The organism is Enterobacter sp. B79-1 (assembly GCF_057444735.1).
Window position 1 is genome coordinate 18,228 of sequence record NZ_JBYAZJ010000003.1, and the last position, 18,840, is coordinate 37,067.

Annotated in this window: 17 protein-coding genes; 2 read left to right on the top strand and 15 right to left on the bottom strand. The window is 53.3% G+C overall.

Features of this window, described 5'->3' with window-relative positions; genetic code table 11:
• Nucleotides 1-24: 24 nt before the first annotated feature.
• From rnhB to rpsB, 15 genes are all read right to left on the bottom strand, one after another.
• Nucleotides 25-621, bottom strand: coding sequence for a ribonuclease HII (gene rnhB / locus AC2T6E_RS10520; protein ID WP_010426699.1), 597 nt, complete (start codon nucleotides 619-621; stop codon nucleotides 25-27).
• On the bottom strand, nucleotides 618-1,766 hold the full coding sequence (lpxB, locus tag AC2T6E_RS10525; protein WP_460212922.1) for a lipid-A-disaccharide synthase: 1,149 nt from the start codon (nucleotides 1,764-1,766) through the stop codon (nucleotides 618-620). The genes rnhB and lpxB overlap by 4 nt, the downstream gene beginning before the upstream one ends.
• Complete coding sequence (gene lpxA / locus AC2T6E_RS10530; RefSeq protein WP_010426704.1) at nucleotides 1,766-2,554, bottom strand: acyl-ACP--UDP-N-acetylglucosamine O-acyltransferase; 789 nt, start codon at nucleotides 2,552-2,554, stop codon at nucleotides 1,766-1,768. Before lpxA ends, lpxB begins: the two co-directional genes overlap by 1 nt.
• Before the next feature lie 3 nt (nucleotides 2,555-2,557).
• Nucleotides 2,558-3,013: a 3-hydroxyacyl-ACP dehydratase FabZ gene (gene fabZ, locus AC2T6E_RS10535; protein WP_010426706.1), complete on the bottom strand. Its 456-nt coding sequence runs from the start codon at nucleotides 3,011-3,013 to the stop codon at nucleotides 2,558-2,560.
• Nucleotides 3,014-3,116: 103 nt separating this feature from the next.
• Entirely contained in the window at nucleotides 3,117-4,142 is a 1,026-nt protein-coding gene (lpxD, locus tag AC2T6E_RS10540) for a UDP-3-O-(3-hydroxymyristoyl)glucosamine N-acyltransferase (protein WP_126545048.1), read from the bottom strand.
• Between the two features lie 3 nt (nucleotides 4,143-4,145).
• Nucleotides 4,146-4,640, bottom strand: coding sequence for a molecular chaperone Skp (gene skp, locus AC2T6E_RS10545; protein ID WP_010426710.1), 495 nt, complete (start codon nucleotides 4,638-4,640; stop codon nucleotides 4,146-4,148).
• Nucleotides 4,641-4,762: 122 nt separating this feature from the next.
• Complete coding sequence (bamA, locus tag AC2T6E_RS10550) at nucleotides 4,763-7,180, bottom strand: outer membrane protein assembly factor BamA (protein ID WP_042719073.1); 2,418 nt, start codon at nucleotides 7,178-7,180, stop codon at nucleotides 4,763-4,765.
• 29 nt (nucleotides 7,181-7,209) lie between these two features.
• Complete coding sequence (rseP, locus tag AC2T6E_RS10555) at nucleotides 7,210-8,562, bottom strand: sigma E protease regulator RseP (RefSeq protein ID WP_042719072.1); 1,353 nt, start codon at nucleotides 8,560-8,562, stop codon at nucleotides 7,210-7,212.
• An 11-nt stretch (nucleotides 8,563-8,573) separates the two neighbouring features.
• On the bottom strand, nucleotides 8,574-9,431 hold the full coding sequence (gene cdsA, locus AC2T6E_RS10560) for a phosphatidate cytidylyltransferase (protein ID WP_010426717.1): 858 nt from the start codon (nucleotides 9,429-9,431) through the stop codon (nucleotides 8,574-8,576).
• A gap of 12 nt (nucleotides 9,432-9,443) precedes the next feature.
• Entirely contained in the window at nucleotides 9,444-10,202 is a 759-nt protein-coding gene (ispU, locus tag AC2T6E_RS10565; RefSeq protein WP_089599138.1) for a (2E,6E)-farnesyl-diphosphate-specific ditrans,polycis-undecaprenyl-diphosphate synthase, read from the bottom strand.
• Nucleotides 10,203-10,388: 186 nt separating this feature from the next.
• A complete protein-coding gene (ispC, locus tag AC2T6E_RS10570; protein WP_182402857.1) occupies nucleotides 10,389-11,588 on the bottom strand; it encodes a 1-deoxy-D-xylulose-5-phosphate reductoisomerase in 1,200 nt (399 codons plus the stop codon).
• A gap of 95 nt (nucleotides 11,589-11,683) precedes the next feature.
• Nucleotides 11,684-12,241: a ribosome recycling factor gene (gene frr, locus AC2T6E_RS10575; RefSeq protein WP_006173607.1), complete on the bottom strand. Its 558-nt coding sequence runs from the start codon at nucleotides 12,239-12,241 to the stop codon at nucleotides 11,684-11,686.
• A 167-nt stretch (nucleotides 12,242-12,408) separates the two neighbouring features.
• Nucleotides 12,409-13,134: a UMP kinase gene (pyrH, locus tag AC2T6E_RS10580; protein WP_006173609.1), complete on the bottom strand. Its 726-nt coding sequence runs from the start codon at nucleotides 13,132-13,134 to the stop codon at nucleotides 12,409-12,411.
• Between the two features lie 149 nt (nucleotides 13,135-13,283).
• On the bottom strand, nucleotides 13,284-14,135 hold the full coding sequence (gene tsf / locus AC2T6E_RS10585) for a translation elongation factor Ts (RefSeq protein ID WP_028015579.1): 852 nt from the start codon (nucleotides 14,133-14,135) through the stop codon (nucleotides 13,284-13,286).
• A gap of 117 nt (nucleotides 14,136-14,252) precedes the next feature.
• Nucleotides 14,253-14,978: a 30S ribosomal protein S2 gene (rpsB, locus tag AC2T6E_RS10590; protein WP_003856207.1), complete on the bottom strand. Its 726-nt coding sequence runs from the start codon at nucleotides 14,976-14,978 to the stop codon at nucleotides 14,253-14,255.
• Nucleotides 14,979-15,298: 320 nt separating this feature from the next.
• Here rpsB and map point away from each other — a divergent pair, with 320 nt between their 5' ends.
• Nucleotides 15,299-16,093 (top strand): type I methionyl aminopeptidase, encoded by a 795-nt coding sequence (gene map, locus AC2T6E_RS10595; protein ID WP_010426734.1) that lies wholly within the window; start codon nucleotides 15,299-15,301, stop codon nucleotides 16,091-16,093.
• A gap of 63 nt (nucleotides 16,094-16,156) precedes the next feature.
• Nucleotides 16,157-18,832 (top strand): bifunctional uridylyltransferase/uridylyl-removing protein GlnD, encoded by a 2,676-nt coding sequence (glnD, locus tag AC2T6E_RS10600; RefSeq protein ID WP_010426735.1) that lies wholly within the window; start codon nucleotides 16,157-16,159, stop codon nucleotides 18,830-18,832.
• Nucleotides 18,833-18,840 lie beyond the last annotated feature (8 nt).

Consider the following 18,840-nt stretch of genomic DNA (forward strand, 5'->3'; position numbering starts at 1 on the left):
TTACTTAATGACTTGCGTATTGATTCAGGACACCCGTCCCAGCGCGCGCTTCACCGGGCCAAAGCTGCGACGGTGGTGTTCGGTTGCGCCATGTTCAGCCAGCCTTTCCAGATGGAAAGGTGTGGGATACCCCTTATGCTGGGCGAAACCATACTGAGGGTAAGTGAGGTCCAGCGCGGCCATTTCGGCGTCGCGCGTCACTTTGGCAATAATAGAAGCTGCGCTAATTTCTGCGACCCGGCTATCGCCTTTGACGACCGCCATTGAAGGCATAGGCAATGCCGGACAGCGGTTTCCGTCAATCAGGACATATTCAGGAGAAATTTTCAGGCCCGCTACCGCACGCTGCATCGCCAGCATCGTAGCATGCAAAATATTCAGCTCGTCTATTTCATGCGGTTCAGCGCGCCCCAGGCTCCAGGCCAGCGCCTTCTCCTGAATCTCACTAAACAACGCCAGTCGGCGCTTTTCAGACAATTTTTTAGAGTCGTTCAGCCCGATAATGGGACGAGCCGGATCGAGGATCACCGCCGCGGTGACCACTGCGCCTACCAACGGGCCGCGTCCTACTTCATCCACGCCCGCCACAAGGTGGGTGTGAGGATAAACAAATTCCATCATTTTGCTAGCTCCAGCACCGCATCAGCCGCTTGCTCATCAGCATTACAGCGGATCAGTTGATGCAGTTCACGGAAGTTATCGTGCATCTGGTGGCTGGTCTTGCCGTTTGCCAGCAGCGGCAGCAGTGCATCCGCGAGCGCCTGCGGCTGACAATCATCCTGCAACAGCTCTTTCACCAGCTCACGACCGGCAAGCAGGTTTGGCAGGGAGACATAATCCGTTTTCACCAGACGTTTTGCCAGCCAGAAGGTGAACGGCTTCATGCGATAACCGACCACCATCGGGCATTTCGCCAGCATACACTCCAGCGCCGCCGTGCCGGAGGCCAGCAGCGCGGCATCGCTCGCATACATCGCTTCCCGCCCTTTTCCGTCCAGCAGACGGACGTGAAGATCCGGGGCGACTTCCGCTTTGATACGCTCAAACTGCTCGCGGCGTTTGGCATTCACCAGCGGCACAACCACTTCAAGGTCGGGATAGGTCTGGCGAAGAATTTGCGCTGTTTTGAGGAAATCGGCGCTCAGCATTTCAACTTCAGCACCGCGGCTGCCAGGCAGCAGTGCCAGACAGTGCACGTCATGGGGAATACCCAGTACGTCGCGCGCCGCGTTTTTATCCGGATCCAATGGCATCGCATCCGCCATGGTATGACCGATAAAACGGCACGGAACATTAAATCTGTCGTAAAACGCTTTTTCGAAAGGCAGGAAAGCCAGCACCAGGTTGGTGGACCGCCCGATTTTGAAAACGCGTTTCTGTCGCCACGCCCAGACGGACGGACTGACGTAATGAATGGTTTTGATCCCCTGTTTTTTCAAATTCCCTTCGAGGGTAATGTTGAAATCAGGCGCATCGATACCGACAAACACATCAGGTTTGAGGTCGGTAAAACGGCGGGTGAGATCGGCACGAATATGAAGTAAGCGACGCAGACGCCCCAGCACCTCAACGATGCCCATCACGGCCAGCTCTTCCATCTCATACCAGGCTTCGCAACCTTCAGCCTGCATCAGCGGGCCAGCAACACCCACAAAGCGAGCATTAGGTACGCGAGCTTTTAGCGCGCGGATGAGACCAGCACCAAGAATATCGCCGGAGGTTTCTCCGGCGACCAGGGCTATCGTAAGCGGACGACTATCGACCATTAACGAATCAGACCCCTTGTTGAACGGTCAAAGAACTCCATGAACGCGTTCACTTCAGGGTGTTTGTTCGCCAGCTCGGCAATTTCCGGCTTCGCCTCTTCCAGCGTTTTCCCGCTACGGTACAGCAGTTTGTACGCGTTGCGGATGGCTGTAATCGCTTCGCGGCTAAAGCCACGGCGCTTGAGGCCTTCGATGTTCACGCCAAATGGCGTGGCATGGTTACCCTGCGCAATAACGTAAGGTGGAACGTCTTGCGCCACACCTGAGCAGCCGCCGACCATCACGTGTGCACCAATGATGCAGAACTGATGAACTGCGGTCATACCACCGATAATTGCGAAATCATCTACCGATACGTGCCCCGCCAGCGTTGCGTTGTTGGCGAGGATACAGCGGTCACCCACGGTACAGTCGTGCGCGATATGCGCATTAACCATAAACAGGTTGTCGCTGCCTACCTTCGTCAACCCACCGCCCTGTACTGTTCCACGATGAATGGTGACGCTTTCACGAATACGGTTACGATCGCCAATTTCCAGACGGGTGGCTTCACCAGCATATTTCAGATCCTGGTTAACTTCACCGATGGAAGCGAACTGATAGATCTCGTTATTACAGCCAATGGTCGTGTGACCATTCACCACAACGTGAGATTTCAGTACTGTACCCTCACCAATTTCGACATGGGGTCCAACAATACAGAACGGACCAACGTGGACGTTAGCACCAATGATGGCACCGGTTTCCACGATGGCAGTAGGATGAATAAAGGCAGATTTATCAATCACGTATCAGGACTCCCGGCTACGAGCACACATCATCGTCGCTTCGCAAACAACTTTGCCGTCAACCAGAGCTACGCCTTTAAAGCGAGTCAGGCCGCGACGCGTTTTTTCAAAAGTGACTTCCATGATCATCTGATCACCAGGCACAACTGGACGCTTAAAGCGCGCCTCATCGATACCTGCGAAGTAATAGAGTTCACCCGGCTCCAGTTTACCTACGCTTTTAAACGCCAGAATACCGGTTGCCTGTGCCATTGCTTCCAGGATCAACACACCCGGGAAGATAGGCTTACCAGGGAAGTGTCCCTGGAAGAAAGGCTCGTTAACGGAGACATTTTTCACTGCGCGCAGAAAACGACCTTCTTCAAAATCCAGCACACGGTCTACCAGCAAAAACGGGTAGCGGTGCGGCAGAAGTTCTAAAATCTCTTCAATATGCAGAGTATGAGTGTCAGTAGTCAAAATACTCTTCCTGTCAAATGTACTAAGTAGCAATAATAACACGGCCTGCCGGTTTATAAAAAAGCCGACAGGCCGGGAAAATTAGCGTTAAACGGATGAACGCTTAGTCTTGTTGATCGATTTTGCGCTCAATCGCTTTGAGACGCTTGCTCATATCATCAATATTCATCACCAGAGCAGCTGTTTTACGCCAGACCTTGTTCGGTTGCAGCGGAATGCCTGAGGAATAGACGCCAGGTTCAGTGATAGGACGCATAACCATGCCCATACCTGTCACCGTCACTTTGTCGCATATTTCCATATGGCCGTTGATCACGCTGGCACCGCCAATCATGCAGTAACGGCCAATTTTGAGGCTGCCTGCCATGATCACGCCGCCCGCAACTGCGGTATTGTCGCCAATCACAACGTTATGTGCAATCTGGCACTGGTTATCAATGATAACACCATTGCCAATAATGGTGTCGTCAAGCGCACCGCGGTCAATAGTGGTACAGGCACCGATCTCAACACGATCGCCGATAATCACGCGACCCAACTGTGGGATCTTAACCCAGTTACCCCGATCGTTGGCGTAACCGAAACCGTCAGAACCAATCACCGTGCTGGATTGAATGAGGCAATTTTCGCCAATCTCAACCTCGTGGTAGACAGATACATTGGCCCACAAGCGGGACCCTGCACCAATCTTCGTATTTTTACCAACAAAGCAGCCAGGACCAATCACCACGTTGTCACCCAGCACAACGCCGGATTCAATGACAGCGTTTGCGCCAACTGCAACGTTGTTACCCAGCTGAGCCGTCGGATCAATTGAGGCACTAGCCGCAATGTTCTGCGCCGGCTGCGGCGTGGTATCAAGAATTTGGGCCATGCGTGCATACGTCAGGTAGGGATTTTTCACTACCAGAGCAGCGCCAGTGGCAAACGGAAGATCGTCCTGCGTCAGAACAACGGCAGACGCCTGGCATTGAGCCAGGTGTTCACGGTACTTAGGGCTTACCATGAAAGTGATGTTGCCAGCTTTAGCAGATTGCATGGACGCAACAGCGGTGATGACGATATCGCCATCACCGTGTAATTCTGCATCCAACTGCTGAGCTAAATCAGCCAGTCGAATTGAAGGCATTACTTATTTAACCTGTTTCAGAACATCAGCGGTGATGTCTTTAACATCGCTGCTGTTGAAAGCAACGGCATTCGCATCAACAACCAGATCGATGCTCTGGTCGGCAGCAACAGCTTTAACTGCAGACTGAATGCGAGTAACCAGTTTACCGCGCTCTTCGTTAGAACGACGCTGACGATCCTGCTCGAAAGCCTGCGCTTTCTGGGAGAAGGTCTGACGCTGAGCCATCACGTCTTTTTCCAGCTTGCTGCGATCGCTTGCTTTCATGGTAGAACCATCGCGCTGCAGACGCTGCATTTTAGTCTGGAGGTCGCCTTCCATACGTTGCAGTTCGCTAGCACGGCCTTTGAATTCGTTTTCCAGCGTCGCAGAAACGCCCGTTTTCTGTGCAACTTGCTGGAACAAATTACCCATGTTGACGATTGCGATTTTGTCCGCTGCCTGAGCAGAAGTTGCCATCGCTAAACCGAGACCTGCAGCTAATAACCACTTTTTCACAATTAACTCCTTACCATCCCATTGGCACCTGAAGGTACCGTTCTTTGCGTGGCAAGGCGATCGTGTTACCGATCGCCAGTTGTCAGCGCTACACTGCCAACGCATTCCTTTGCAGCGAATTATTACCAGGTTTTACCAATGTTAAACTGGAATTGCTCCGCTTTGTCTCCATCGTATTTCTTAAACGGCTGGGCGTAAGAGAAGACCAACGGCCCCAGCGGTGACATCCATTGTAATGCGATACCTGCGGACATGCGAATGTTGCCCGGATCGCTGTAGTCTGGAACACCTGCCGCACGCATCTGGGCGGTATTCTCCCAGTTGGTATCCCACACCGTACCCGCATCCATAAAGAAGGAGGTACGGACAGAGTTCGCGTACTTGTCGCTGATGAACGGCGTAGGCGTGATGAACTCAAGGCTCGCCACGGCCATGGCGTTACCGCCGACTGCATCATCAGAGCTACATACTTGTTTCGGATCACGGCTTGCGCAGTTATCTTCGTCATTACCGCCGTAGTAGACCGCTTTCGGACCAATGTTGTTGGACTGGAAGCCACGAACGGTGCTGGAACCGCCCGCATAGAAGTTCTCATAGAACGGCAACTCTTTACTGCCAATCCCGTCACCGTAACCCCAACGAGTACGACCCAGGACAACCCACTTGTGGTCATCATCAATTGGGAAGTAAGACGCCGTGTCCAGCGTCAACTTGTAGAACTCGTTATCAGAGCCAGGAATGGTCACTTTACCGTTCAGGTTGACGCGAGAACCTTCCGTAGGGAAGTAGCCACGGTCAAGGCGGTTATAGGTCCAGCCGTAGTTGAAGGTGAAGTCATCCGCCGCGAAACCGTTGTCATCGCTGGACGTACTTGCCGACTGACCAATGGAATCCAGATAACGCCACATTGCCACCTGCGGCTGCATGTTGGACAGGTCGTTATGCACATAACCTAAGCCCGCACGCAGGGTGTTGTATTCGTTCACAGGGAAGCCGAGCGTACCGTCTACACCGTAACTCTTGTTGGTATAGGAGGACAGATCCGCGTCGTCTGCTTTAAAGTCGTTATAGAAGATACGACCCCCCAGGCTCACACCGTCAACGGTGAAGTATGGGTTTGTGACAGAAAACTCAGAGTAGGTCTGGTAGTCGTTTTTGGTACCGTTGATACCAACAGAGTACCCCGTCCCCAGCCAGTTATCCTGCTGAACACCGACCTGGAAGCTCACACCGCTTTCAGTACCGTAGCCCACACCGAAGTTGAAGCTACCGGTGTTACGCTCTTTTACTTTATAGACGACATCAACCTGATCCGGGCTGCCTGGTACACGCTGGGTATCAGTATCAACCGTCTCGAAGTAACCCAGACGATTCAGACGCTCTTTACCCTGGTCAACCAGGTCGCTACCCAACCACGCCCCTTCCATCTGGCGCATTTCGCGGCGCAGAACGGAATCTTTAGAAGTATCGTTACCTTCGAAGCGGATCTTACGCACGTAGAAACGGTTACCCGCATCAACGTTCACGTGCAACTTAACGGTTTTCTCTGCGTCGTTGATTTCCGGCTGAGTTTGTACGCGCGGATAGGCGTAACCATAGCGGCCGAGCAGCTTTTTAATACTGTCTTCCATTTTGGTGACTTTAGAACCGCTATACAGATCGCCCGGCTGAATTTTGGTCAGCGACTCGATCTCAGCAGAATGCCCCGCCAGGTTTCCACTTACTTCAACGCCAGAAAGCTTGTACTGATCGCCTTCTGTGATGTTAACCGTAATGTAGATCCCTTTCTTGTCCGGAGTCAGACTGACCTGAGTTGAATCAATGTTGAAACGGGCATAACCGCGATCCAGATAATAGCTGCGCAGGGTTTCAAGGTCGCCTGCCAGTTTCTGTTTCTGGTATTTACGATCGCCCACCACGTTCCACCACGGCACTTCGTCACGCAGCTGGAACGTTGAGATCAGCTCGTCGGTGCTGAACGCGTGGTTACCCACAATGTTGATCTGTTGGATCTTCGCAGAAACACCTTCCTGGAAGACCAGTTTCAGGTCAACACGGTTACGCGGTAGCGGCGTCACTACCGCTTTCACGCTGGCGCTGTATTTACCGACGCTGTAATAGAAGTCTTCCAGACCTTTTTCAATGTCTGCAAGGGTTGTGCGGTCCAGGGACTCCCCCACACGAACACCGGATGCTTCAAGGTTTTGCTTGAGCATGTCATCTTTCACCGACTTGTTGCCGGAGAAGGTGATACTGGCGATCGTTGGACGTTCTTTTACCTGTACCAGCAGCGTATCACCATCGCGCAGAACGCGAACGTCCTCAAAGTTGCCAGTGGCAAACAGAGCACGGATGGTGTTACTGATATCTTCATCATTAACCGTATCGCCGGGGCGCACAGGCATACTGAGGAGGGCCGCACCAACGGCGACACGCTGGAGGCCTTCGAAATGAATATCTTTCACTACGAACCCGTCAGCACCGTATACGGTGGCGCTGCTAAACAGCAGCGACGCTATGAGCAACTTTTTCATCGCCATCGTTATTATGCGTTCTTCCTAACACTCTCTTACAACCGAGAGAAATCATTGAAAAGTGCAAGCCCCATTAACAGCACCAGCAAAATCGAGCCAATGCGATAACTAAAGTCTTGAACTCGCTCGGATACCGGTCCGCCTTTTAGCTTTTCAATGGCTAAAAACAGCAGATGGCCCCCGTCTAATACGGGAAGCGGGAACAGGTTGATTATCCCGAGGTTCACGCTAATGAGCGCGAGAAACATGAGATAGTAAATCACCCCGAACTCCGCTGACATCCCAGCCCCCTGAGCAATCGAAATAGGCCCACTGAGGTTGTTCAGTTTCACATCACCGGTTATCAATTTCCCCAACATGTTTACCGTCAGCTTCATCAGTTGCCATGTTTTATCCGTGGCTTCAAGGATGGCGCTGAACGGCCCATACTGGCGTATTGTCTTGTACTCATCTGGCAGTGGTATCACTTTCGGCACAACGCCTGCAAACCCTTCTGCCTTTCCGCTGCTCGATTTGGTATCCGGAATCAGCGTCAGTGAGAGCGGACTCCCCTGTCTTTCCACTTCCAGCGCGAGCGATGTACCCGGATTATCGCGTACCAGAGTAACAAAGGTCATCCATTGTGTTAATGGTTGACCATCGACTTTAACGATCCTGTCGCCCGCTTGCAAACCCGCTTTACTCGCTGCGGAGTTAGCCTGTACTTCGGCTAATACCGGTTCGATTTGCGCGCTGCGCGGCCGAATCCCCAGAGCGGAAACGGGATCTTCTTTGTCGGGTTCGAAACTCCAGTGGCGTAAATCCAGCACTTTTTCCTGCCGCTGGTCTGATCCAAAAGGCGACACGCTGACAGTCGTCTTCTCATCACCAATTTTCGCAACCAGCTGCAATCGCACGGCATCCCAATCAGGGGTTTCGATGCCATCAATCGCTTTAAGTTCCATCCCAGGTGCAATTTGCCCACTCGCTGCGATAGAGCCAGGGGCAATTTCACCGACAACCGGACGCACGCCAGGGACACCGATGATAAACACCAGCCAGTAAGCGAAGATAGCAAAGATGAAATTGGCTACCGGACCGGCAGCAATGATGGCAGCACGTTGCCCAACGGTTTTGTTGTTAAACGCGCTGTGTCTCAGTTCTGGCGCAACAGGCTCGACGCGCTCGTCGAGCATTTTAACGTAGCCACCCAGCGGAATAAGGGCGATGACAAACTCGGTGCCATGGCGATCGGTACGCTTCCAGAGCGATTTACCAAACCCGATGGAAAATCTCTCCACCCGCACGCCACAGCGTCGAGCAACCCAGAAATGGCCAAATTCATGCACGGTAATCAGTACACCCAGTGCAACAATGAACGCCGCCAGATTCCAGAGAATGCTCAGCATAAAACCTTCCGTTAAATCGTCCCGAATACCAGTAAAAGCAAGCAAGCAAACACTGGAACAGCCGCCGTCAGGCTGTCAATACGATCCAGTATCCCGCCATGGCCTGGAATCAAGTGACCACTGTCTTTAATCCCTGCTTCACGCTTGAACATACTTTCGGTGAGATCACCCAGCACCGAGGCCAGCGCAGCGAAAATTGAGCACACCAGCAATGTTGACGGTGCAACCTCCAGATTCGCCCAGAGGCCATAACCCCAGGAGATGATCGCCGCCGTAAACAGGCCGCCGATGAATCCTTGCCAGGTTTTACCCGGGGAAACCTTCGGCGCCAGTTTATGTTTGCCGAACAGTTTACCAAACATATAGGCTCCAGAGTCAGCCCCCCAGACGAGAATCATCACATAAAGCAGCCAGAGGGCACCGCTATAGTGGTTTTCGTCATAGTGCCAGGCGCGCAGCGCGACCATACCCCAGAAAAATGGAACAATTGTGAGCAGACCAAAAATAAGGCGCAACACTTTAGAATTTCGCCACAGCGCCGCAGAGCCTGGATAAAAAAGCACCAATACAAGCGCAGCAACCCACCATGCCAGCGATATCCATAAGGATCCGGCAACCAGCGGTTGGTGAATATCGTGATGATATTCAGGCAACGTGAACAGCATCAGGGCCAGGATAAAGCCACAAAGCACCGCCAGCCATACCCGCTGTGTGCGCGAGGTAAAGCCGCTAAACTGTCCCCATTCCCAGGCGGCAAGCATGCACACCACCAGCGTAACAATCGCGAATCCCACTGGGGGCAGTAAAAACAGCGCCGCAATGACAATGGGTATTAATACAAAAGCGGAAATCAGGCGATACTTCAGCAAAAGCTACCCCCATCAGGCTTTGTCGCCACCAGGCTCGGTGCCGCCGAAACGACGCTCTCGATTGGCAAAGGCATGCAGCGCACCTTCAAAGTCTTGTTCATCAAAATCGGGCCAAAGAACATCAGTAAAGTAAAGTTCGGCGTAGGCGATTTGCCAAAGCAAAAAGTTACTTATGCGGTGTTCTCCCCCTGTCCTTATTACCAAATCCACAGGCGCCAGTTCATTCATGCAGATTTGCCGACTGAGCGCCTCTTCATCAATTTGGTCGGGTCTCAACAGCCCTTCCTGAACCTGCTCGGCAAGATGCCGAACGCCCTGAATAATATCCCAGCGTCCGCCGTAATTCGCCGCGATATTGAGCGTCAGGCCGGTATTATTTTCCGTCAGCGCTTCTGCTTTGCGAATCCGTTCCTGCAAACGTGAGTTAAAACGACTGGTTTCGCCAATAATACGCAGGCGGACGTTGTGGCGGTGCAGGCTTTTTACTTCGCTATCGAGCGCCCACACAAACAGTTCCATCAACGCAGTCACTTCCTGCGGTGGTCGATTCCAGTTCTCACTGCTAAAAGCATAGAGCGTTAACGCATCAATGCCGTTATTGGCGGCAAAAGAAACGGCGCGGCGAACGGACTTCGCCCCCGCTTTATGCCCAAAGGCTCGTATCTTCCCTTGTCTTTTCGCCCAGCGGCCGTTGCCATCCATGATGATTGCTACATGACGACAGCCATGCGCTGGCAAGTTTTCGCTCATTGGTTGATTCGCAGACAACATAACGCGTTTTTAGTCCCTGAAAAGGATTTAACGGTACACAGGAATACTGAAGCCTATACATAAAAAAGCCGTGTCAAACCACGGCTTACCTGACCACATAAAGTCAAATACCTGCGATCAGGTGGCGCAGACTATATCACTGAAGCACAACGCTAACAAATAGCACGACGACTAGTGGCTGCTTTATCACCAGCTTGCGAGACGTGTCACCAGTTTACGCGCAACAATGCGAGCCTCTGCATCGACCGCCAGCACCTCTTCCACGCTTTGTGGCTCGCGCAAATCCATCAATTCAAGCACTGAAAGATTCATTGCTGCGATATCAGTAAAGCGGATCTGCTGATTCAGAAATGCCTCAACGGTCTCTTCATTCGCTGCATTCAGTGCCGTCGTCGCCGCCTGCCCTTGGTCAAAGGCCGTCATCGCGAGCTTAAGGCACGGGTAACGGTCGTAATCAGGCTCGCTAAAGGTCAGTGAACTCAGCTTGCAGAAATCGAGCGGTTTTGCCCCGGATATCACACGGTTTGGCCACGCCATGGCGTGAGCAATAGGCGTGCGCATATCCGGTTCGCCCAACTGAGCAAGCACGCTGCCATCCTGATAGCGCACCATAGAGTGAATCACCGATTGCGGGTGGATCAGCACTTCCATCTGTTTCGCTGACGCATTAAACAGCCAGCGCGCTTCAATGTATTCCAGACCTTTATTCATCATGGTGGCTGAATCAACGGAGATCTTACGACCCATCGACCAGTTCGGATGACGGCACGCCTGATCCGGCGTCATTGCGCTCAGTTCTGACAGTGGCGTTTCACGGAACGGGCCACCAGACCCGGTGAGCAGAATCGACACGACGCCATTCTGCTCCAGGTCAGCGTACCCCAGGTTCTGTTGAAAAGGTTGCGGCAAACTCTGAAAAATGGCGTTGTGTTCACTATCAACCGGTAAAAGACGTGCTCCGCGCTGCTTGACCGCCTCCATAAACAGGCGTCCGCAGGTCACCAGCGACTCTTTATTCGCCAGCAGAACATCTTTACCGGCATCAATAGCGGCAAGCGTCGGCAGAAGCCCAGCCGCCCCAACGATAGCGGCCATCACCTGATCGACCTCATCCAGCGCCGCCATCTCGCATGCCGCCTGCTGACCGCTGAGCACCTCGGTGCGGCTGCCCTTTTCCTGCAGCTGCGCTTTCACCTGGCGAGCACTCTCTTCGTCATCCATCACCGCAAAGCGGGGCGTAAACTCCAGACACTGCTCCACCATGCGCTGCACGTTTTTACCGGCCACAAGGGCGGTCACGGTGTAGCTTTCAGGATTATGGCGAACCACGTCAAGAGTGCTGCAACCGATAGAGCCGGTTGAGCCAAGGAGTGTTAAATGCTTCATGAGATGCCCGGAAAAAAGTTAGACCAGATAAAAGCAAAACGCCGCCAGTAAGACACAACGTCCCCTGAACGGCGTTTATCAGTGTACGACAGAAATCAGAACTGCATCAGTTCCGCTTCTTTATCTGCCAGCGCCGCATCAATTTTCTTGATAGCCGCGTCGGTCATCTTCTGCACGTCATCCTGGGAACGACGGTCATCATCTTCGCTGATCTCTTTTTCTTTCAGCAGCGCTTTTACTTTATCGTTCGCGTCGCGACGTACGTTACGTACGGAAACACGACCTTGCTCAGCTTCACCGCGCACCACTTTGATCAGGTCTTTACGACGTTCTTCGGTCAGCGCAGGCAGCGGAACGCGGATGTCAGCACCCGCAGAGCTTGGGTTCAGACCGAGGTCAGACGCCATGATCGCTTTCTCAATAGCCGGGCTCATTGAACGATCGAATACGTTGATTTTCAGCGTACGGGTATCTTCTACGGTAACGCTCGCCAGCTGACGCAGTGGAGTTGGCGTACCGTAGTATTCTACGATGATGCCATCCAGCAGGCTTGGAGAAGCACGGCCAGTACGGATTTTGCTGATTTGGTTTTTGAACGCTTCTACGCATTTATCCATGCGTACTTCAGCATCTTTTCTGATGTCGTTAATCACGTTACGGATCCTTGAAAACTTGTCTCAGGCAGACTAACCGCCAGCACAGCGCTACAGGTGTGCTAAGTATAGTCGCGTTTAATTCATGACAACGCCAAAGGCGCGTCCGGGTAAGATACCACTACAAAGTAAAGCGGAATCTTACCTGTATTTATCGCCGACGGAAATTATTCCGTGATCAAAGTGCCTTCTTTTTCGCCCATTACAACGCGGCGCAGTGCGCCCGGCTTGTTCATGTTGAAGACACGGATCGGCAGTTTGTGGTCACGAGCCAGCGTGAAGGCGGCAAGATCCATTACTTTCAGCTCTTTATCCAGCACTTCGCTGTAGCTCAGCTGATCGTACATGGTCGCAGACGGATCTTTTGCCGGATCGGCAGTAAACACGCCATCCACTTTGGTCGCTTTCAGCACCACATCGGCTTCGATTTCGATACCGCGCAGGCAGGCAGCGGAATCGGTGGTAAAGAACGGGTTACCCGTACCGGCGGAGAGGATCACCACGCGGTTGTTGCGCAGCAGGCTGATGGCTTCTGCCCAGCTGTAGTTATCGCACACGCCGTTCAGAGGAATAGCGGACATCAGGCGGGCGTTCACATAGGCGCGATGGAGCGCATCACGCATGGCCAGGCCATTCATCACGGTTGCCAGCATACCCATGTGGTCGCCCACAACGCGGTTCATCCCCGCTTTCGCCAGACCAGCACCACGGAAAAGGTTGCCACCGCCAATGACCACGCCAACCTGAATACCCAGTTCGACCAGTTCTTTGATTTCCTGTGCCATGCGGTCAAGGATGCTTGCGTCAATACCGAAGCCTTCCGTTCCCTGCAGCGCTTCGCCACTCAGCTTAAGCAGAATGCGTTTGTACACGGGTTTTGCATTGGTAGCCATGTTTCTTTCCTGAGACTGTCAACGATTAAGATGGGGTTAATTCTGGCGACATGTTATGCCGCAAACCAGCGCAGGGATACAGTAACCTGTCTGATTTTGTATGACGGGTGACAAAAAGAAGCCGCCCTCAGGCGGCTCCTTTTCAATCATTAAGACTGCTTGGACATTGCAGCAACTTCTGCTGCGAAGTCAGTCTCAACTTTCTCGATGCCTTCGCCCACTTCGAAGCGGATGAAGCCAGTTACGTCAGCGTTGTGCTCTTTCAGCAGCTGAGCAACAGACTTGCTTGGATCCATAACGAAAGGCTGGCCAGTCAGAGAAACTTCGCCGGTGAATTTCTTCATGCGGCCTTCAACCATTTTCTCTGCGATTTCTTTAGGCTTACCAGACTGCATCGCGATGTCCAGCTGAACCTGGTACTCTTTCTCTACCACTTCAGCAGACACGTCTTCTGGCTTAACGAATTCTGGCTTGCTTGCAGCGATGTGCATTGCCAGCTGTTTAACCAGCTCTTCATCAGCGCCTTTAGCCGCAACCAGAACACCGATACGTGCGCCGTGCTGGTAAGAACCCAGTACTTCGCCTTCCAGGGAAGATACGCGACGGATGTTGATGTTCTCACCGATTTTAGCAACCAGCGCAACACGTTCTTCTTCGAACTGTGCTTTCAGAACTTCAACGTCAGTGATTTTGCCAGCAACAGCTGCGTCCAGTACTTTGTTCGCAAATGCCTGGAAACCGCCATCTTTAGCAACGAAGTCAGTCTGGCAGTTAACTTCCAGAATGATACCGTAGGTGCCGTCGATTTTAGTGATGATCACGCCGTCAGCAGCAACGTTGCCTGCTTTCTTAGCTGCTTTGATCGCACCGGATTTACGCATGTTTTCGATTGCCAGCTCAATGTCGCCGTTCGCTTCAGTCAGCGCTTTTTTGCAATCCATCATGCCTGCGCCAGTACGCTCGCGCAGCTCTTTTACCAGGGATGCGGTAATTTCAGCCATTCTTAAATCCTCGGGAGATGTGAACTGCCCGGCCATAAGCCAAACAGTATAAATTGAAAAAAGGGGCCGATAATTGGCCCCTATTCATACACGGTACTAATAAGGGGTAAAACCTTATTATTCAGCTTCTACGAAGCTTTCTTCCGCCTGAGAAGCCAGATCCTGGGAACGGCCTTCACGAACGGTAGCAGCTACAGCGCTCAGGTACAGGCTAACAGCACGGATTGCGTCGTCGTTACCCGGGATAACGAAGTCAACACCGTCCGGATCGGAGTTGGTATCAACGATAGCGAATACCGGGATACCCAGGTTGTTAGCTTCTTTGATTGCGATGTGCTCGTGGTCTGCATCGATTACGAACAGCGCGTCTGGCAGGCCGCCCATATCTTTGATACCGCCCAGGCTGTTTTCCAGCTTGTCCAGTTCACGAGTACGCATCAGCGCTTCTTTCTTAGTCAGCTTATCGAAAGTACCGTCCTGAGACTGGGTTTCCAGATCTTTCAGGCGTTTGATGGACTGACGAACAGTTTTCCAGTTGGTCAGCATGCCGCCCAACCAGCGATGGTTCACGAAGAACTGGTCGCAGCTGTTAGCAGCATCTTTCACAGCTTCGCTTGCAGCGCGCTTAGTACCAACGAACAGAATCTTACCTTTACGGGAAGAGATCTTGTTCAGCTCAGCCAGGGCTTCGTTGAACATTGGTACAGTTTTCTCAAGGTTGATGATGTGAACTTTGTTACGTGCGCCGAAGATGAAAGGCTTCATTTTCGGGTTCCAGTAACGGGTCTGGTGACCAAAGTGAACACCAGCCTTGAGCATGTCGCGCATGGAAACAGTTGCCATGTTTAAAACCTCTATAGTAAAAGTTGGGGTTATGCCTCCACGTATCCCATATTACCGACCCCAAAGGGCACCCCGGAATATGTGCCGATACGTGTGTGTTGTTACACAAAGTGAGATTTGTCGCTTCCGTCCAGCCTGTGTATCTGAAATGGATCGGAAGTCCGGCGCGCTTTATACCACAAAACACGGCCAGAAACCAATAATTGTTGACGGTGTGTGCTGTTAATGATTCTCAATTTGGCAGTGGGTGCGCCAGACTGTTACCATTGACGACACTTGAACTAGTATTGTCGAAAAATCGACACCGATGGACAGATTACATGGCTATCTCTATTAAGACTCCTGAAGAAATTGAAAAGATGCGCGTCGCCGGTCGTCTGGCCGCTGAAGTGCTGGAAATGATCGAGCCGTTCGTGAAGCCGGGCGTCAGCACTGGCGAGCTGGATCGCATCTGTAATGACTACATCGTCAACGAGCAGCACGCGGTCTCCGCCTGCCTCGGCTACCACGGTTTTCCAAAATCCGTGTGCATCTCTATAAATGAAGTGGTTTGTCACGGTATTCCGGACGACGCAAAACTGCTGAAAGATGGCGACATCGTTAACATCGACGTGACCGTCATTAAAGACGAATACCACGGCGACACCTCTAAGATGTTCATCGTAGGCAAACCGACCATCCTCGGCGAGCGCCTGTGTAAAGTGACGCAAGAGAGCCTCTACCTGGCACTGAAGATGGTGAAACCAGGCATCCGTCTGCGCACTATCGGTGCGGCTATCCAGAAGTTCGTGGAAGCGGAAGGTTTCTCCGTGGTGCGCGAGTACTGCGGGCACGGCATTGGTCGCGTCTTCCACGAAGAGCCGCAGGTTCTGCACTACGATGCGGATGACGGCGGCGTGGTGCTGCAGAAAGGCATGACCTTCACCATTGAGCCAATGGTTAACTCTGGCGATTACCGCATCCGCACCATGAAAGACGGCTGGACGGTGAAAACCAAAGACAGAAGCTTGTCTGCACAGTACGAGCATACTATTGTGGTAACAGACAACGGCTGCGAAATTATGACGTTGCGCAAGGATGACACCATCCCGGCGATACTGACGAACATTGAGTGATAAAAGAGCCGGCGAATGCCGGCTTTTTTAATGGCGATAGCTTTTTCTTATGGGTGGCGCACGATGAGTAATCTTTTACCCGAACAGTATGCTAACACAGCCCTTCCCACCCTTCCCGACCAGCCCGACAACCCGGGCGTCTGGCCGCCGCATGAGCTGAAGTGTGCCGATATCAAAGCACATATGGATGTCTTCCAGCGCTGGCTCAGTAGCGCGTTTGACGCAGGTATTTCCGCCGAGCAGCTCATCGAAGCACGCACCGAGTTTATCGACCAACTGCTGCAACGCCTGTGGATCGATTACGGCTTCGGGCAGATTAGCGACGTCGCGCTGGTTGCCGTCGGGGGCTATGGTCGCGGTGAACTGCATCCGCTTTCCGATATCGACCTGCTGATCTTAAGCCGCAAAAAGCTGCCGGACGAACAGGCGCAAAAAATTGGCGAACTGCTGACCCTGCTCTGGGACGTGAAGCTGGAAGTGGGCCACAGCGTGCGCACCCTGGAAGAGTGTCTGCTGGAGGGGCTATCTGACCTGACCGTCGCCACCAACCTGATTGAAACCCGCCTGCTGATTGGTGACGTCGCGCTGTTCCTGGAGCTACAAAAACACATCTTTAGCGACGGTTTCTGGCCGTCAGAAAAGTTCTTCGCCGCGAAGGTCGAGGAGCAAAACCAGCGCCACCAGCGTTACCACGGCACCAGCTATAATCTTGAACCCGATATTAAAAGCAGCCCCGGCGGCCTGCGCGACATTCATACCCTGCAGTGGGTCGCCCGTCGCCACTTTGGCGCGACGTCAATGGATGAGATGGTCGGCTTCGGCTTCCTCACCGAGGCCGAGCGTAACGAGCTAAACGAGTGCCTGCACCTGCTGTGGCGCATCCGGTTTGCCCTGCATCTGGAAGTCACCCGCTACGATAACCGCCTACTGTTTGATCGCCAGCTCAGCGTGGCGCAGCGCCTGAATTACCAGGGCGAAGGCAACGAGCCGGTTGAGCACATGATGAAGGATTTCTTCCGCGTCACCCGCCGGGTGACCGAGCTGAACCAGATGCTGCTGCAGCTGTTCGACGAGGCCATTCTGGCCCTGACGGCAGACGAGAAACCGCGCCCGATTGATGATGAGTTCCAGCTGCGCGGGACGCTTATCGATCTGCGCGACGAAACGCTGTTCATCCGCGAGCCGGAAGCGATTCTGCGGATGTTCTATACCATGGTTCGCAACAGCACGATCACCGGGATCTACTCCACCACCCTGCGTCATCTGCGCCATGCGCGCCGTCATCTGACTCAGCCTTTGTGCTATATCCCGGAAGCGCGCGCCCTGTTCCTGAGCATGCTGCGCCATCCGGGTGCCGTCAGCCGCGGCCTGCTGCCGATGCACCGCCACAGCGTGCTGTGGGCGTATATGCCCCAGTGGTCGCATATTGTTGGTCAGATGCAGTTCGATCTTTTCCACGCTTACACCGTGGATGAACACACGATCCGCGTCATGCTTAAGCTGGAAAGCTTTGCGAAAGAAGAGACGCGATCCCGCCACCCGCTGTGCGTTGAACTGTGGCCACGCCTCTCCCATCCTGAACTGATCCTGATCGCCGCCCTGTTCCACGATATCGCCAAAGGTCGCGGCGGCGACCACTCGGTGCTGGGGGCGCAGGACGTGCTGAAATTTGCTGAGCTGCACGGGCTGAACTCACGCGAAACGCAGCTGGTGGCCTGGCTGGTCCGTCATCACCTGCTAATGTCGGTTACCGCACAGCGTCGTGACATTCAGGATCCTGAAGTCATTAAGCAATTCGCCGAAGAGGTGCAAACGGAAAACCGCCTGCGCTATCTGGTCTGCCTGACGGTGGCGGATATTTGCGCCACCAACGAAACCCTGTGGAACAGCTGGAAGCAGAGCCTGCTGCGCGAACTGTACTTCGCTACCGAAAAACAGCTGCGCCGTGGTATGCAAAACACCCCGGACATGCGCGAGCGCGTGCGTCACCATCAGCTGCAGGCGCTGGCGCTGCTGCGGATGGATAATATTGATGAAGAGGCGCTGCATCAGATCTGGGCGCGCTGTCGCGCCAACTACTTTGTGCGCCACAGCCCAAACCAGCTTGCCTGGCACGCGCGGCATCTGCTGAAGCACGATTTGTCGAAGCCGATGATCCTGCTCAGCCCGCAGGCCACGCGCGGGGGCACGGAGATCTTCATCTGGAGCCCGGACCGCCCCTATCTGTTTGCCGCCGTCTGCGCCGAACTGGACAGGCGTAATCTGAGCGTTCATGACGCGCAGATTTTCACCACCCGCGACGGCATGGCAATGGACACCTTTATTGTGCTGGAGCCGGACGGCAGCCCGCTGTCGTCGGACAGGCATGAAGGGATTCGTTTTGGTCTGGAGCAGGCCATTACCCAGCGCAGCTGGCAACCGCCGCAGCCGCGTCGCCAGCCTGCAAAATTGCGTCATTTTACCGTCGATACCGAGGTCAATTTCCTGCCGACCCACACCGACCGTAAATCGTTCCTGGAGCTGATCGCGCTCGACCAGCCAGGGCTGCTTGCTCGCGTCGGCCAGGTTTTTGCCGATCTGGGAATTTCGCTTCACGGGGCCCGAATTACAACCATTGGCGAGCGAGTAGAAGATTTATTTATAATCGCCACAGCGGACCGGCGTGCCCTTAATAATGACCTGCAGCTTGAAGTGCAACAACGGTTGACAGCAGCCCTCAATCCAAACGATAAAGGGTGACGTGTTTT